This is a genomic window from Pseudomonas sp. NY15354, from assembly GCF_048068075.1.
In the GTDB taxonomy this organism is placed as follows: Bacteria; Pseudomonadota; Gammaproteobacteria; order Pseudomonadales; family Pseudomonadaceae; genus Aquipseudomonas; species Aquipseudomonas guariconensis_C.
This window is the reverse complement of the sequence record NZ_JBLUPV010000004.1, coordinates 44,372-58,133: the sequence shown is the minus strand read 5'-3', so window position 1 is coordinate 58,133 and position 13,762 is coordinate 44,372. Positions and strand designations below refer to the sequence as shown.

Annotated in this window: 15 protein-coding genes and 1 tRNA gene; 11 read left to right on the top strand and 5 right to left on the bottom strand. The window is 63.9% G+C overall.

Annotated features, from left to right (window positions below; translation table 11 throughout):
* Nucleotides 1-10: 10 nt before the first annotated feature.
* A complete protein-coding gene (locus tag ACNFCH_RS05550) occupies nucleotides 11-550 on the top strand; it encodes a hypothetical protein (protein WP_337157940.1) in 540 nt (179 codons plus the stop codon).
* Between the two features lie 64 nt (nucleotides 551-614).
* Here ACNFCH_RS05550 and ACNFCH_RS05545 read toward each other — a convergent pair whose 3' ends face one another.
* Entirely contained in the window at nucleotides 615-1,088 is a 474-nt protein-coding gene (locus ACNFCH_RS05545) for a DMT family transporter (RefSeq protein WP_337157941.1), read from the bottom strand.
* 91 nt (nucleotides 1,089-1,179) lie between these two features.
* Here ACNFCH_RS05545 and ACNFCH_RS05540 point away from each other — a divergent pair, with 91 nt between their 5' ends.
* Nucleotides 1,180-2,106 carry a LysR family transcriptional regulator gene (locus tag ACNFCH_RS05540; RefSeq protein ID WP_416742403.1) on the top strand — a complete coding sequence of 309 codons (927 nt, stop codon included), beginning with the start codon at nucleotides 1,180-1,182 and terminating at the stop codon, nucleotides 2,104-2,106.
* Nucleotides 2,107-2,186: 80 nt separating this feature from the next.
* Here ACNFCH_RS05540 and mnmH read toward each other — a convergent pair whose 3' ends face one another.
* Nucleotides 2,187-3,305, bottom strand: a complete 1,119-nt coding sequence (gene mnmH, locus ACNFCH_RS05535; protein ID WP_416742402.1) for a tRNA 2-selenouridine(34) synthase MnmH — start codon at nucleotides 3,303-3,305, stop codon at nucleotides 2,187-2,189.
* Complete coding sequence (selD, locus tag ACNFCH_RS05530) at nucleotides 3,305-4,339, bottom strand: selenide, water dikinase SelD (protein WP_337157944.1); 1,035 nt, start codon at nucleotides 4,337-4,339, stop codon at nucleotides 3,305-3,307. The genes mnmH and selD overlap by 1 nt, the downstream gene beginning before the upstream one ends.
* A gap of 121 nt (nucleotides 4,340-4,460) precedes the next feature.
* Between selD and ACNFCH_RS05525 the strand changes: the two genes are divergently transcribed.
* From ACNFCH_RS05525 to ACNFCH_RS05505, 5 genes are all read left to right on the top strand, one after another.
* The gene (locus ACNFCH_RS05525) at nucleotides 4,461-5,315 is read left to right on the top strand and encodes a putative selenate ABC transporter substrate-binding protein (RefSeq protein ID WP_416742401.1); all 855 of its coding nucleotides are present in this window, start codon (nucleotides 4,461-4,463) and stop codon (nucleotides 5,313-5,315) included.
* Nucleotides 5,312-6,106 carry a phosphonate ABC transporter ATP-binding protein gene (locus tag ACNFCH_RS05520; protein ID WP_337157945.1) on the top strand — a complete coding sequence of 265 codons (795 nt, stop codon included), beginning with the start codon at nucleotides 5,312-5,314 and terminating at the stop codon, nucleotides 6,104-6,106. The genes ACNFCH_RS05525 and ACNFCH_RS05520 overlap by 4 nt, the downstream gene beginning before the upstream one ends.
* Entirely contained in the window at nucleotides 6,100-6,927 is an 828-nt protein-coding gene (locus tag ACNFCH_RS05515) for a PhnE/PtxC family ABC transporter permease (RefSeq protein WP_337157947.1), read from the top strand. Before ACNFCH_RS05520 ends, ACNFCH_RS05515 begins: the two co-directional genes overlap by 7 nt.
* Entirely contained in the window at nucleotides 6,924-7,691 is a 768-nt protein-coding gene (gene phnE / locus ACNFCH_RS05510; RefSeq protein ID WP_416742400.1) for a phosphonate ABC transporter, permease protein PhnE, read from the top strand. Before ACNFCH_RS05515 ends, phnE begins: the two co-directional genes overlap by 4 nt.
* A gap of 327 nt (nucleotides 7,692-8,018) precedes the next feature.
* Entirely contained in the window at nucleotides 8,019-8,315 is a 297-nt protein-coding gene (locus tag ACNFCH_RS05505) for an addiction module antidote protein (protein ID WP_337157949.1), read from the top strand.
* Between the two features lie 9 nt (nucleotides 8,316-8,324).
* On the opposite strand, the gene ACNFCH_RS05500 is transcribed toward ACNFCH_RS05505, so the two are convergent.
* Nucleotides 8,325-8,804, bottom strand: coding sequence for a GNAT family N-acetyltransferase (locus ACNFCH_RS05500; RefSeq protein WP_337157950.1), 480 nt, complete (start codon nucleotides 8,802-8,804; stop codon nucleotides 8,325-8,327).
* Nucleotides 8,805-9,081: 277 nt separating this feature from the next.
* Nucleotides 9,082-9,166 (bottom strand) — tRNA-Leu (locus ACNFCH_RS05495).
* Nucleotides 9,167-9,273: 107 nt separating this feature from the next.
* Here ACNFCH_RS05495 and queA point away from each other — a divergent pair.
* The 4 genes from queA (at nucleotide 9,274) to secD (ending at nucleotide 13,758) form a co-directional block, all read left to right on the top strand.
* Entirely contained in the window at nucleotides 9,274-10,323 is a 1,050-nt protein-coding gene (queA, locus tag ACNFCH_RS05490; protein ID WP_070094189.1) for a tRNA preQ1(34) S-adenosylmethionine ribosyltransferase-isomerase QueA, read from the top strand.
* Between the two features lie 14 nt (nucleotides 10,324-10,337).
* Complete coding sequence (gene tgt, locus ACNFCH_RS05485) at nucleotides 10,338-11,453, top strand: tRNA guanosine(34) transglycosylase Tgt (RefSeq protein ID WP_167358102.1); 1,116 nt, start codon at nucleotides 10,338-10,340, stop codon at nucleotides 11,451-11,453.
* 43 nt (nucleotides 11,454-11,496) lie between these two features.
* A complete protein-coding gene (gene yajC / locus ACNFCH_RS05480) occupies nucleotides 11,497-11,832 on the top strand; it encodes a preprotein translocase subunit YajC (protein WP_023382222.1) in 336 nt (111 codons plus the stop codon).
* 63 nt (nucleotides 11,833-11,895) lie between these two features.
* Nucleotides 11,896-13,758, top strand: a complete 1,863-nt coding sequence (secD, locus tag ACNFCH_RS05475; protein WP_337157964.1) for a protein translocase subunit SecD — start codon at nucleotides 11,896-11,898, stop codon at nucleotides 13,756-13,758.
* Nucleotides 13,759-13,762 lie beyond the last annotated feature (4 nt).

Genomic DNA, 13,762 nt, shown 5'->3' with positions numbered 1-13,762 from the left:
GAGCCCAAGGTTGTCTGCCTATTACCTGCCCGTGAGCCTGCTTCTGTACCTGGTCGGCCTGTTCTTCGACGGCGCCTTGATGGGCGCAGGCCGGCACATGCCAGCCTTGCAGATGCTGCTTTATGGGCCCTGGGGCCTCCCGTTCGGCCTGCATCAATGGTTTGCCAACCCGTTGCTGGTGGTGGCTGTGCTGGCCCATCGGCGCTTTCGCCGGCTGGCGTTGCTGCTGGGGGGAGGTGCTCTGTACCTGGCGCTCAGCAGCCTGGGTATCGAGCGGCTCCCGGACAACCAGAGCTATGCCTTCCAGGACGTCACCGGCTTTGGTGCAGGTTTCTACCTGTGGAGCCTGGCTATCCTGGTGTTTTGCCTAGGGCAGGCCTGGTGGTGTTGGAAGGCCCGGCGCGCCGACGACATGCCCGGTTGGCACTGGCTTGATGTGGCACTGATCGCCGCGATCGCGGTCACGATGTATGCCGGCACCCAGATGCCTGCGCTGCATTTCGATGTGGACAAGGTGCTGATGCCGCCGGAGTCGTCGCAGTCGCTGTGATCCGCTCGCACGGTGGACTAGCAGGGAGCGGGTTTACCCGCGAATAGACGGTGCAGGCAACGCATCAGCGCGACGTCCCCCACTGCACCACCAGCATCCCCACCACGATCATCCCCACACCCGCCAGGCGCAGGGCGTTGACCGGCCGTTCCGGCAACCCCATCAGCCCCCATTGGTCGATCAGCAGCGACGACAGTACCTGCCCGGCGATCACGCAGACGATGAACCCTGCAGCCCCCAGCCGGGGTGTCAGCACCAGTGCGGCGGTGATGTAGAGCACGCCAGCCACACCGCCAAGCCAGGCCCACCAGGGCGCCTGGGCCAGGTTCTGCACCTGCGGCAGAGGCGCGCGCATCACTAGCAGTGCAGGGACCAGCATCAGCAGGCTGACGCTCAGTGATACCCCCGCCGCCCACAGCGGGTGCCCCAGCAAGCGACCGAGCGCAGCATTGCTGCCCGCCTGAAAAGGCACGGCGGCACCGGCCAGCAGCGCGACAAGCAACGGGAGGACAGCTGAGAGGGAGAGGGCATGCGGCATGGAAAGGCTCCTGTGGAAAAACACTAGGCGCAGTGTTGTTTATCCATTTCAATGATGGAAATTCGAAATTCACACAGGCTGTATTCGCCAGATGGATGATTTGCGCCGTATCGACCTCAACCTGCTGTTGACCTTGCATGCCTTGCTCTGCGAGCAACATGTCTCCCGGGCTGCCCTACGCCTGCATCGCAGCCAACCCGCCGTCAGTCATGCCCTGGCCCAGCTTCGAGACATCTTCGCCGACCCATTGCTGGTGCGCCGGGGCGGGCGCCTGCACCTGAGCAGCCGTGCCCAGGCGCTGCGCGAGCCGCTCGAACAAGCCCTCGAGCAGCTCGACGGTCTGTTGGGCAGCCCGCGTTTCGAGCCAAATCGGGCGCGACGCACGTTTCGCCTGGCGATGTCGGACTATGGCGCGCGGGTGGTGTTGCCGGGGCTGATGCGCAGGCTGAGGGCGCAGGCGCCGGGCATCGACCTGGTGGTATCCCAAGGCAGTCGTGAGGCCATGCTCGGGCAATTGATCGATGGTGAGGTGGACCTGGCATTGGGGGTGTTCCCCGATTTGCCTTCGGAGGTGCGGCTGCAGGTGCTGTTCGAAGAGTCGTTCATCTGCTTGGCGGATCGCCACAGTCTGCCGGCGCGTACGGGGCTTTCGTTGGCCGAGTGGCTGGCGCGCCCCCATGTGCTGGTGGCCGTGCGGCCGGGCATCGACAACGAGATTGACCTGGCGCTCCAGGCGTTGGGCCAGGGGCGTCGGATTGCGCTCACCCTGCCGCACTGGGGGGTGGCCCAGGCCGTGATCACCGGTACCGACCTCATTCTGACCGTGGCCCGCCGCAGCCTGGCGGGTGCCAGGCTCGATCCCGGCCTGCGCAGCTTTACGCCCCCGCTGCCGATCGCGCCCTTTGCCTTTACCCAGGCCTGGCATGCCAGGCGCGAGGGCGATGCTGGCCACCGCTGGATGCGCGAGCTGATCCGTGGGCTTTGCGATGAACACGAAGCGCCGGCTTCAGCGAGTTGATCGCAAGGTCCTGAAGGCGGCGTCGCTGTAGGGGCGCCGGTTCGGCGCCCCCGACGTGCATCGAGAGGGGGCAAGTGGCTCTAGGGAGCGGTGCGTGGCTCGCGCTTGGCCCGGGCCTTGAGGTACTCGCGCACCTCCACGCCGTCCCCGGCAAACTCAATACGCTCTGCTTTGGCTTCGCGCTGGTAGGCGTACATCGGGTCGTAGTACTCGTTGAGCAACCCTTCGATCCAGCCCCGGTGCAGATCCACTGCGCCACTGCGCAACTGCTCGTCCAAGGCCTGGCTCAGCAGCGTCGACAATCGCTGGAAGCGTTCGCCGCCCAAGCGCTTGTGGATGTTGCCCATGCTTTGCAGCATGCGTTCGGCAAACAGCCGGCGGCCGTCCTCTTCGCCGTGCACGGCGACGAACTCGGCGCACAGGTTGATCACGTAGTCACGCAGGATGCGTTCCACGCGGTTTTCGAAGCTGTCTTCCAACCACACCAGCGGGTACTGCTGCATACCCTGATACAGCTCCAGGGGTACTGAGCAACTGCCGACGATGCGCCCTTCATCCTCCAGGACGAACTGCTGCATGCCGCGGGCGCGTTTCTTCAGGATATCGATGGCCAGCTGGTTCTCGAAATCGATCTGCGCCGGCTGCGCGGTGGCCCGCTTGCCGAAGCTCGAGCCACGATGGTTGGCGTGGCCTTCGAGGTCGAGCACGTTGTCCAACTGAATCAGCACATCGGTCTTGCCGGTGCCGGTTAGGCCACCCACCAGTACGAAGTCGCACTGCTCGACGGCCTGCAGCGTGGTTTCCAGCAGGAAGGTACGCATCGCCTTGTAGCCGCCCTTGACCTTCGGGTACTGGATGCCGGCCTCGTCCTTCAGCCAGCCCTGGACGATCTGCGAGCGCAGGCCGCCACGGAAGCAGTACAGGTAGCCGTCGGGGTGCGCCTTGGCGAACGCCGCCCAGGCTTCCAGGCGTGCCTGTTTGATGGCGCCGCCGACCAGCTGGTGGCCCAGGGTGATGGCGGCGGCCTGGCCGTGCTGCTTGTAGCAGGTGCCGACCTTCTGCCGCTCTTGATCGTTCATCAGCGGCAGGTTGACGGCGCCGGGGAAGGCGCCCTTGGCGAATTCGATCGGCGCGCGCATGTCCATCATCGGCACGTCGTCGAGGAACAGCTGGCGGTAGTCGGTGCAGTCGTTGCGCATCAAAGCACCTCGACCGCGTGGGTCTGTCGCTCGACCAGCTCGCCGATCGGCGAGAGGGCCAGGTTCAGTTCTGCTGCCACGGCAAGAAACTCGGCCTCGCCCTCAGGGCTGACCGCCACCAGCAGTCCGCCACTGGTCTGCGGGTCGCACAGCAGGTGCTTCTGGTCATCGGTCAAGGCGCCGATCTTATGGCCGTAGCTGTCGAAGTTTCGCAGCGTGCCGCCAGGGATGCAGCCCTCGGCCAGGTAGTGATCGACGCTGGGCAGGCGTGGCACGGCATCGTAGCGCAGGTGCGCGGTCAGGCCGCTGCCTTCGGCCAGCTCCACCAAGTGGCCGAGCAGGCCGAAGCCGGTGACGTCGGTCATGGCCTTGACGCCCTCGAGCTTGCCGAAGCGGCTGCCGGGGGTATTGAGGGTGCACATCCAGTCGCGGGCCAGGCCCTGGTCCTGGGTGCGCAGCTTGGCCTTCTTCTCGGCGGTGGTGAGGATGCCGATGCCGAGCGGCTTGGTCAGGTACAGGCGGCAGCCCACGCTGGCGGTGTCGTTGCGCTTGAGGTGGCGCTTGCTGACCACGCCGGTGACGGCAAGGCCGAAGATCGGCTCCGGCGCATCGATGGAGTGACCACCGGCGAGCGGGATACCGGCCTCGGCACACACGGCGCGGCCGCCGCGGATGACTTCGCGGGCGACTTCCGGTGGCAAGACGTTGACCGGCCAGCCGAGGATGGCGATGGCCATCAGTGGGTCGCCGCCCATGGCGTAGATGTCGCTGATGGCGTTGGTGGCGGCGATCCGGCCGAAATCGTACGGGTCATCGACGATCGGCATGAAGAAGTCAGTGGTCGAGACCACGCCGCGTTCGTCGTCCAGGGCATACACGGCGGCATCGTCGCGCGAGGCGTTGCCGACCCAGAGTTTCGGGTCCAGGGCCTGGGCGCCGCTCTCGGCGAGAATCACATCCAGCACCTTGGGGGAGATCTTGCAACCACAGCCGGCGCCATGGCTGTACTGGGTCAGACGAATCGGTTCGCTCATACGCACCTCGGATTTTCGTGATGCGCGATTGTAGCAAAGCTGGCCTTTGCGCCAGCGGCTCTTATAATCCCCCGGTCGGCGCGTTGCCGGCCTTTTCCCCGCTATTGAACCGGAGAATCCCATGCTCAAACGTCCCCTGGCGGTCGCCGCCGGTCTCGTGCTGTCTTGCTGTGCCGTCATTGCCCAGGCTGCTGACACCCTGCGGGTAAGCGCCATCCCAGACGAAGCGCCGACCGAACTGCTGCGCAAGTTCAAGCCGCTGGGTGAATACCTGTCCAAGCAACTGGGCATGGATGTGAAATTCGTTCCGGTGGCCGATTACCCGGCGGTGGTCGAATCGCTGGCCTCCAATCGCTTGGACATGGCTTGGCTCGGTGGTTTCACCTTCGTCCAGGTGCACCTGAAAGACCCGACCGCCACGCCGCTGGTGCAGCGTGAGCAGGATGCTCAGTTCACTTCCAAGTTCATCACCGCCAACCCGGACGTGAAGAGCCTGGCTGACCTCAAGGGCAAGTCGTTCGCCTTTGGTTCGATTTCGTCCACTTCCGGCAGCCTGATGCCGCGTTACTTCATGCTCAAGGAAGACAACATCAAACCTGAGAGCTACTTCAGCCGCGTGGCCTACTCCGGCGCCCACGATGCCACCGTGGCCTGGGTCCAGGCTGGCAAGGTCGATGGCGGCGTGCTCAACGCCAGCGTCTGGCAGAAGCTGGTCGATGCCGGCAAGGTCGATACCAGCAAGGTCAAGGTCTTTGCCACCACCCCGACCTACTATGACTACAACTGGACGGTGCGCGGCAACATGGACCCGGCCCTGAAAGAGAAGATCAAGGCGGCCTTCCTGGCGCTTGACCCGGCCAACCCGGAGCACAAGGCGATCCTCGACCTGCAGGCCGCCAGCCGCTTCATCGAAACCAAGCCTGAGAACTACGTAGGCACTGAGCAAGCCGCACGCGAGGCCGGTCTGCTCAAGTGACTATCCATCTGCACGGCGCCGGCCTGCGCCACGGCCAGGTTCGCGCCCTCGATGCGGTGAGCCTGCGCATCGACAAAGGCGAGCGGGTAGCGATCATCGGCCCTTCCGGGGCCGGCAAGTCCAGCCTGCTGCACCTGATGGCGACGGCTGTCCAGCCCAGTGCGGGGCGCCTGGAACTGCTCGGCGAGCAGCCTTGGGCGCTCTCGGCCAGGGCCCGTCAGCGCCTGCGCGCGCGGGTCGGGCTGGTGCACCAGGCGCCACCTCTGCCACCGCGCCAGCGCGTGGTCACGGCAGTGCTGGCTGGGCGTCTGGGGCAATGGAGCACTCTGCATGGCCTGCTCAACCTGATCTACCCGAGCGACGTACCGGGGGCTCGCCAGGCTTTGGCCGAGCTGGGGCTGGCGGACAAACTGTTCGTCCAGTGCGGGCAGCTTTCCGGTGGCCAGTTGCAGCGGGTCGGCATTGCCCGAGCGCTGTACCAGCGGCCCGAAGTGCTGCTGGCCGACGAACCGGTGTCGGCCATGGACCCGGTGCTCGCCGATCACAGCCTGGCCTTGCTCAACCGCCATGCCCAGGACAACGGCGTGACCCTGGTCGCCAGCCTGCACGCCGTCGACCTGGCCTTGGCGCATTTTCCCCGGGTGATCGGGATTCGCGAAGGGCAGGTGGCATTCGATTGCCCGGCCCAGGCGGTGACCGAGAGCCTGCTCGATGCGCTCTATGCCAATGAACAACTGACTTCGCCGCCCACCCCTGGGCCGACCCTGACGGTACAGATCCCGCGATGCTGAAGGCCGACACCCGCGACCCGGCGGCGTTATCCCGGCTGTTGCTGACCGTGCTCGCCCTGGCGTTGCTGTGGCCTGGGCTGCGTTTGAGCGAGCTGAACCCTGGTGTGCTGCTGCAGGCGGAAAACCGTCAGCAGATGGGCAGTTTCATCAGCGCGTTCTGGCCGCCCGCCCATGACGCCGACTTCCTCTCGCTGCTGTTCGAAGCCACCTTGCAGACGCTGGCGGTGGCCACCGCTGGCATGGCCCTGGCCCTGCTGCTCGCGGTGCCCACGAGCCTGCTGGCCAGTCGAGCGCTGTCGCTGAGGGCCGCCTCCCGAGGCGGTCGTCCGGGGCTGTGGTCGAGGATGCTGCGCATGCCCGTGCGCGGCTTGTTGGTGTTTCTGCGCAGCGTACCGGAGATCGTCTGGGCCTTGTTGTTTGTTCGCGCTGTTGGCCTCGGGCCCACCGCCGGCGTGCTGGCGATCGCCATCACCTACGCCGGGATGCTCGGCAAGGTCTATGCGGAAATCTTCGAGTCGGTCGACCAGCGCCCGGCTCACGCCCTGTTGCAGGCCGGCAGCGGGCGGCTGATGGCATTCTTCTACGGCATCCTGCCGGGCGCTGCGGCGGAGGTGGTGTCCTACACCGTCTACCGATGGGAATGTGCGGTGCGCGCCTCGGTGGTGATGGGCTTTGTCGGTGCCGGTGGGCTGGGGCAGCAGATCGACCTGTCCATGCGCATGTTCGCCGGGGCTGAAGTGGCGAGCATGCTGCTGGCGTTCCTGGTGCTGGTGATGCTCGCTGATCTGCTCAGCCGCTTCCTGCGAGGGAGGTTGGCATGAGCCGTCTGATCAACCTGCTGGTGATCGTCGCCATTCTCGCGGCCGTGGTCGCTTCGTTCGGCTACCTGGAGCTGGACATGGCATCGGTGGTCGGCAATGGCGGCCTGGCGCAGATGGGCGAGTACGCCCACCGCTTCCTCAGCCCGGACCTCTCTGCCGAGCATCTGAAGGCGGTAGGGCAGGGGGCCCTCGAAACCCTGGCCATGTCTGGCCTCGGCACGCTCCTGGCGATGGTTCTGGGTTTGCTGCTGGCACTGCCCGCTGCCGGGCGTTTCGGCTGGCCGTTGCAGGGCGCGGCACGCATGGTGCTCAACGCCTTGCGCGCCATTCCCGAGCTGGTCTGGGCCGCTCTGACAGTGCTTGCCGCAGGCCTGGGCCCTAATGCCGGGACCCTGGCCCTGGCCTTGCACACCGCCGGCGTGCTGGGCCGGCTGTTCGCCGAGGCCCTGGAAAATGCCCCGCCCGAGCCTGCCGCCGCCATTCGGCTGCAAGGTGGCAGCCAAGTCGCCGCATTCTGTTTCGGCACCCTGCCCAACCTCTGGCCGCAACTGCTCGCCTACAGCCTCTATCGTTGGGAAAACAACATCCGCATGGCCAGCGTGCTCGGCTTCGTCGGCGCTGGCGGGCTGGGGCAAATGCTCTACACCACCCTGAGCCTGTTCCAAGAGGCCCAGGCCAGTACTGTGATCATCGGCATGCTGGTGCTGGTGTTGCTGGTGGATGCCTTCAGCGACGTGCTGCGCCAGCGGTACGTGCGCGCCTGAACCATCCCGGGCCCGCTTCGCGGCCCTTTCACGCACAAGGCCGCTCCTATATACGGGAGCGGCGTTGCGTCCCTGTGGGAGCAAGCTGAGCGCGTAGCGCTCGCTATCTGATGTCTCTCGAACAGCGACGACAAAGCTGACCGAATGGTGGGACTGCACTGGCTATCTCATCGCTGAAGTGCTCGTCAGAGTGAACCGCTTCCAAATCTTGATGACTTGTATCCAACAGGATACGATGGAGGTCGTGGTGATCTATGGCGTCGAGCAGACGCAACGCTTTGCTCTATGGTTGGCTGGATTAAAAAACTTGAGGGCGAAGGAGATGAAATGACAGAGAAACTGATTCCTTTTGATATGGCTGCATTGCTGGACAGCGATGAGGCAATCAGTGAGTACCTGAGCCAGGTACTGGCCGATGGTGACAGCGATGAGATCATCCGTGCACTCGGACATATCGCCAGGGCGCGGGGAATGTCCGAAATTGCAGCGAACAGCGGCCTGGGGCGTGAGAGCCTTTACAAGGCGCTTACGCCAGGGGCAAAGCCTCGCTTCGATACCATTCTGAGAGTCGTTCGTGCGTTGGGAATCGACCTTTTTGCACAGCCTCATTCCGTATCACGCTGAGGTAGGTGCTCATATGAGCCTTTGACTCATCTGCACCAGCGCGACCCGGCTGCCATCCGGTGCCTGTCGTTCCTCGATGCCGAACGGCACGAACCCCAGCTGTGGATAAAGCAGCAGCCCCGCCGTGTTGTGGTTGAAGCACGACACCCACACCTCCCGCGCGGCAAACTGCTCCCGGGCCAAGTCGATCATGCATTGCACCAGGTAACGCGCCACGCCGTGGCCACGGGCGGCAGGTGCCACGACCACGTTGCCCAGGGCGCACACGCCACCGTGTTCGGCCTTGTAGAAATTGGCAAAGCCCAGCGGCACGCCATCGCCTTCAATCACCGTCGAGCCGCTGCGTTGGGCGATGGCATCGCTCAGTTGGTCCGGCGTGAGCGGGTAGGAGGCCTTGGGAAACATGTAGAACAGCTCATCCGGGCCTTGGGGGAAGCAGCAGATGGCGGCGATGTCGTCGTGGCGTACGGGGCGGTGTGACAGCTTCATGGGTATGCCTTCGAGGGTGGCTTCGGCCTACATACTGATGGCGTTGCCAATCGAGGGGCAAGTCGGACAGGCGATCGACGCACCCTCTCTTAGGCGCTGCGCCTACAGACGGCTAACGCTGTCGTACAAGAACGCCACGTACCCTGTGGGAGCGGGTTTACCCGCGAAGAAGGCTGGTCTATGGCAGAGGCATCGCCCTTGTTCATAAAGGGCATGCCTTGCCTGGCAAATTCCAGGCACAAAAAAACCGACCATAAGGTCGGTTTCTTTCGGATTTTGGTGCCCCGAGGGAGACTCGAACTCCCACTCCTTTCGAAAACGGATTTTGAATCCGCCGCGTCTACCAATTCCGCCATCAGGGCATGTGGCGCGCAGTATAGAGAGCCTCATTGAGCCGGTCAATCGGGTTTCATGGTCAATTTTCGTTCGTTGGGCTAAACTTTCCGGCCCTGTCGAACCGAACACCATCATGCGCGTCGCCGATTTTTCCTTCGAACTCCCTGATTCCCTGATCGCCCGTCACCCCCTGGCCGAGCGCCATGGCAGCCGTCTGCTGGTTCTCGATGGGCCGAGCGGGGAGCTGGCGCACCGGCAATTCACCGATTTGCTGGAATACCTGCGCCCCGGCGACCTGATGGTCTTCAACAATACCCGGGTGATCCCGGCGCGTCTGTTTGGCCAGAAGGCCTCCGGCGGCAAGCTGGAAGTGCTGGTCGAGCGTGTGCTGGACAGCCACCGGGTACTGGCCCATGTGCGCGCCAGCAAGGCGCCCAAACCGGGCACGCAGATCCTTATCGATGGCGGTGGCGAGGCCGAGATGGTGGCGCGCCACGAGACGTTGTTCGAGCTGCGCTTCACTGAAGAAGTGCTGCCGCTGCTGGAGCGTGTCGGGCACATGCCGCTGCCGCCGTACATCGATCGCCCGGACGAAGGCGCTGATCGTGAGCGCTACCAAACCGTGTACGCCGAGCGCGCAGGCGCCGTGGCTGCGCCGACTGCAGGCCTGCATTTCGATGAGGCACTGCTGGAAAAGATCGCCGCCAAGGGCGTGGAGCGTGCTTTCGTGACCTTGCATGTGGGCGCCGGTACCTTCCAGCCGGTGCGCGTCGACAAGATCGAAGACCACCACATGCACAAAGAGTGGCTTGAGGTCAGCCAGGATGTGGTGGATGCCGTCCAGGCCTGTCGCGATCGGGGTGGTCGGGTGATTGCCGTGGGTACCACCAGCGTGCGTTCGCTGGAGAGTGCCGCGCGTGATGGCGTGCTCAAGGCCTTCAGTGGCGACACCGATATCTTCATCTACCCGGGCCGGCCATTCCACGTGGTCGATGCCCTGGTGACCAACTTCCACCTGCCGGAGTCCACGCTACTGATGCTGGTCTCGGCCTTCGCCGGTTACCCCGAGACCATGGCTGCCTACGCGGCGGCGGTCGAGCAGGGGTACCGCTTCTTCAGTTACGGTGATGCCATGTTCATCACCCGCAATCCGGCGCCACGCGGCCCCGAGGATCAAGCATGAGTCGCACCTGTCGAATGTCGTTCGAACTGCTGGCCACCGACGGCAAGGCCCGTCGCGGCCGCCTGACCTTCCCCCGTGGCACGGTCGAGACCCCGGCATTCATGCCTGTGGGCACCTATGGCACGGTCAAGGGCATGCTGCCACGCGACATCGAGGCCATCGGCGCCGAGATCATCCTGGGTAACACTTTCCACCTGTGGCTGCGCCCAGGTACCGAGGTGATCAAGAAGCACGGCAGCCTGCACGACTTCATGCAATGGAAAGGCCCGATTCTCACTGACTCCGGTGGTTTCCAGGTGTTCAGCCTCGGCGCCATGCGCAAGATCAAGGAAGAGGGCGTGACCTTCGCCTCGCCGGTCGATGGCTCCAAAGTGTTCATGGGCCCCGAGGAGTCCATGCAGGTCCAGCGTGACCTGGGCTCGGACATCGTGATGATCTTCGACGAGTGCACGCCATACCCGGCCGAGCACGACGTGGCGCGGACCTCCATGGAGCTGTCACTGCGCTGGGCCCAGCGCTCGAAGAATGCCCACGCCGACAACACCGCGGCGCTGTTCGGCATCGTCCAGGGCGGTATGTACCAGGACCTGCGCATGCGTTCGCTCGAAGCGCTGGAAAACATCGGCTTTGACGGCCTGGCCATCGGCGGTCTGTCGGTGGGCGAGCCCAAGCACGAGATGATCAAGGTGCTGGACTACCTGCCAGGCCAGATGCCGGCTGACAAACCTCGTTACCTTATGGGGGTAGGCAAGCCGGAGGATCTTGTAGAGGGTGTGCGCCGCGGCGTCGACATGTTCGACTGCGTGATGCCGACGCGCAACGCGCGCAACGGTCATCTGTTCGTCGATACCGGGGTGATCAAGATCCGTAACGCGTTCCATCGTCATGATGATTCGCCGCTCGATCCGACCTGTGATTGCTATACCTGCACCAACTTCTCGCGCGCCTATCTCCATCATTTGGATAAATGCGGCGAAATGTTGAGCAGCATGCTGAATACCATCCACAACTTGCGCCATTACCAGCGCTTGATGGCCGGTTTACGCGAGGCTATTCAACAAGGTAAATTGGCCGCCTTTGTCGACGCCTTCTACGCCAAGCGCGGGCTGCCTGTGCCGCCTTTGGACTGACTGTTCGCATCCATTATTAGAAAATATCCATTAGGAGTGCCCAATGAGCTTCTTGATTCCCGCCGCCTACGCGGACGCTGCAGCCCCTGCCGCCGGCCCAGCCGGTACCGGCTTTGAGTGGATCTTCCTGGTTGGTTTCCTGGTCATCTTCTACCTGATGATCTGGCGCCCACAGGCCAAGCGCGCCAAGGAGCAGAAGAACCTGCTGAGCAACTTGCAAAAAGGTGACGAAGTTGTCACCAACGGCGGCATCGCCGGCAAGATCGTCAAAGTCTCCGATGACTTCGTGGTACTGGAAGTGTCCGACAACGTCGAGCTGAAGTTCCAGAAGGGCGCCGTAGCCGCGACCCTGCCAAAAGGTACGCTCAAGGCTATCTGAGTTACCGGTTATCTTTTCCAGTCGGGGCGCGCAACGCGCCCCGCGTCTTGAACGGGCGGCGTGATGCTGAACAAATACCCTCTGTGGAAATACCTGCTGATCCTGGTGGTACTGGCGATCGGCTTTATTTATTCCGCTCCCAACCTCTATCCGGATGACCCGGCGGTGCAGATCAGCGGTGCGAGTTCCGCGCTGCATGTGAGTCAGGCCGACCTGGATCGCGCCACCAAGGCGCTGACCGACGCCGGCATCGCCGTCAAGGGCGGCAGCCTGGGTGAGAAGGGCAGTGCGCTGTTGCGACTGACCAACCAGGAAGACCAGCTCCCGGCCAAGGATGTGGTGCGCAAGGCACTGGGCGATGATTACGTCGTGGCCCTGAACCTGGCCCAGACCACCCCGCAGTGGCTGCGCAACCTCGGCGCCAGCCCGATGAAACTGGGCCTGGACCTGTCTGGTGGTGTGCACTTCCTGCTGGAAGTGGACATGGACAAGGCCATGAGCGCCCGCATGAAAGTCTACGAAGGCGAGGTCAAGACCTTGCTGCGTAAAGAGCGCATCCGCTACCGCAGCCTGCCTCAGCAGGACGGCGCGATCATGCTGGGCTTCGCCGACGATGCTACCCGCGAACAGGCTCGCAGCCTGGTCCGCAAGAATTTCAACGACTTCGACCTGACCACCACCGAGCGCAACGAGCTCGCTGTGCTGCGTCTGGCGCTGACCCCGGCCAAAGTCGCCGAGATCCGCGAATATTCGATCAAGCAGAACCTCACCACCGTCCGTAACCGGGTCAACGAGCTGGGTGTCGCCGAGCCGCTGGTTCAGCGCCAGGGCGCCAACCGCATCGTGGTTGAGCTGCCGGGTGTGCAGGACACCGCCGAGGCCAAGCGTATCCTGGGCAAGACGGCCAACCTTGAGTTCCGCTTCGGCGCCGAGCCGGGTGCGTCCAAGGCCACCACCGAGGTGTTCGAGTTCCGCGAGGGCGGCCGTTCGGCTGCAGTCGAGCGTGGCCTGATCATCACCGGTGACCAGGTGACCGACGCTCAGGCCAGCTTCGATGAGCATGGTCGCCCGCAGGTGAACATCCGTCTCGATGGTCACGGCGGCGAGCTGATGAGCCGCGCCACCCGCACCAACGTTGGTCGTAGCATGGCGGTGATCTTCATCGAGCAGAAGCCGATGACCCGCTACGAGAAGCAGATGGTCGACGGTGTCGAGAAAGACGTCGCGGTCCAGACCTTCAAGGAAGAGAAGAAGATCATCAGCCTGGCGACCATCCAGTCGCCGCTGGGCAGCCAGTTCCGTATCACCGGCCTGAACGGCCAGGGCGAGTCGTCCGAGCTGGCCCTGCTGCTGCGTGCAGGCGGCCTGGCCGCACCGATGTACTTCGCCGAAGAGCGCACCATTGGCCCGAGCCTGGGTGCCGACAACATCACCAAGGGTATCGATGCGTCCCTGTGGGGCATGCTGTTCGTCTCGCTGTTCATCATCGCCATCTACCGCGCCTTCGGCGTGCTGGCGACCATCGCCCTGGCGGGCAACATGGTCCTGCTGCTGGCGCTGATGTCGCTGCTGGGTGCGACCCTGACCCTGCCGGGTATCGCCGGTATCGTGCTGACCATGGGCATGGCGGTGGACGCCAACGTGCTGATCTTCTCGCGTATTCGTGAGGAGATCGCTGCGGGCATGTCGGTACAGCGCGCCATTCACGAAGGCTTCAACCGTGCCTACTCGGCGATCGTCGATGCCAACCTGACCACACTGCTGGTCGGCGGCATCCTGTTCGCCATGGGTACCGGCCCGGTCAAAGGCTTCGCGGTCACCATGTCCCTCGGGATTTTCACCTCGATGTTCACCGCCGTCATGATGACCCGTGCACTGGTCAACCTGACTTGCGGCGGGCGTGACATCAAGAAGCTGTGGGTTTGAGGGA

Bases quoted from the DNA above. Each gene is read 5' to 3' on its own strand.
- ACNFCH_RS05545 (WP_337157941.1), bottom strand. From the start codon at position 1,088: ATGCCGCATGCCCTCTCCCTCTCAGCTGTCCTCCCGTTGCTTGTCGCG.
- ACNFCH_RS05500 (WP_337157950.1), bottom strand. From the start codon at position 8,804: ATGAAGCTGTCACACCGCCCCGTACGCCACGACGACATCGCCGCCATC.
- ACNFCH_RS05515 (WP_337157947.1), top strand. From the start codon at position 6,100: ATGCTGAAGGCCGACACCCGCGACCCGGCGGCGTTATCCCGGCTGTTG.
- ACNFCH_RS05505 (WP_337157949.1), top strand. From the start codon at position 8,019: ATGACAGAGAAACTGATTCCTTTTGATATGGCTGCATTGCTGGACAGC.
- secD (WP_337157964.1), top strand. From the start codon at position 11,896: ATGCTGAACAAATACCCTCTGTGGAAATACCTGCTGATCCTGGTGGTA.
- mnmH (WP_416742402.1), bottom strand. From the start codon at position 3,305: ATGCGCAACGACTGCACCGACTACCGCCAGCTGTTCCTCGACGACGTG.
- tgt (WP_167358102.1), top strand. From the start codon at position 10,338: ATGTCGTTCGAACTGCTGGCCACCGACGGCAAGGCCCGTCGCGGCCGC.
- selD (WP_337157944.1), bottom strand. From the start codon at position 4,339: ATGAGCGAACCGATTCGTCTGACCCAGTACAGCCATGGCGCCGGCTGT.
- phnE (WP_416742400.1), top strand. From the start codon at position 6,924: ATGAGCCGTCTGATCAACCTGCTGGTGATCGTCGCCATTCTCGCGGCC.
- ACNFCH_RS05540 (WP_416742403.1), top strand. From the start codon at position 1,180: ATGGATGATTTGCGCCGTATCGACCTCAACCTGCTGTTGACCTTGCAT.
- yajC (WP_023382222.1), top strand. From the start codon at position 11,497: ATGAGCTTCTTGATTCCCGCCGCCTACGCGGACGCTGCAGCCCCTGCC.
- queA (WP_070094189.1), top strand. From the start codon at position 9,274: ATGCGCGTCGCCGATTTTTCCTTCGAACTCCCTGATTCCCTGATCGCC.
- ACNFCH_RS05525 (WP_416742401.1), top strand. From the start codon at position 4,461: ATGCTCAAACGTCCCCTGGCGGTCGCCGCCGGTCTCGTGCTGTCTTGC.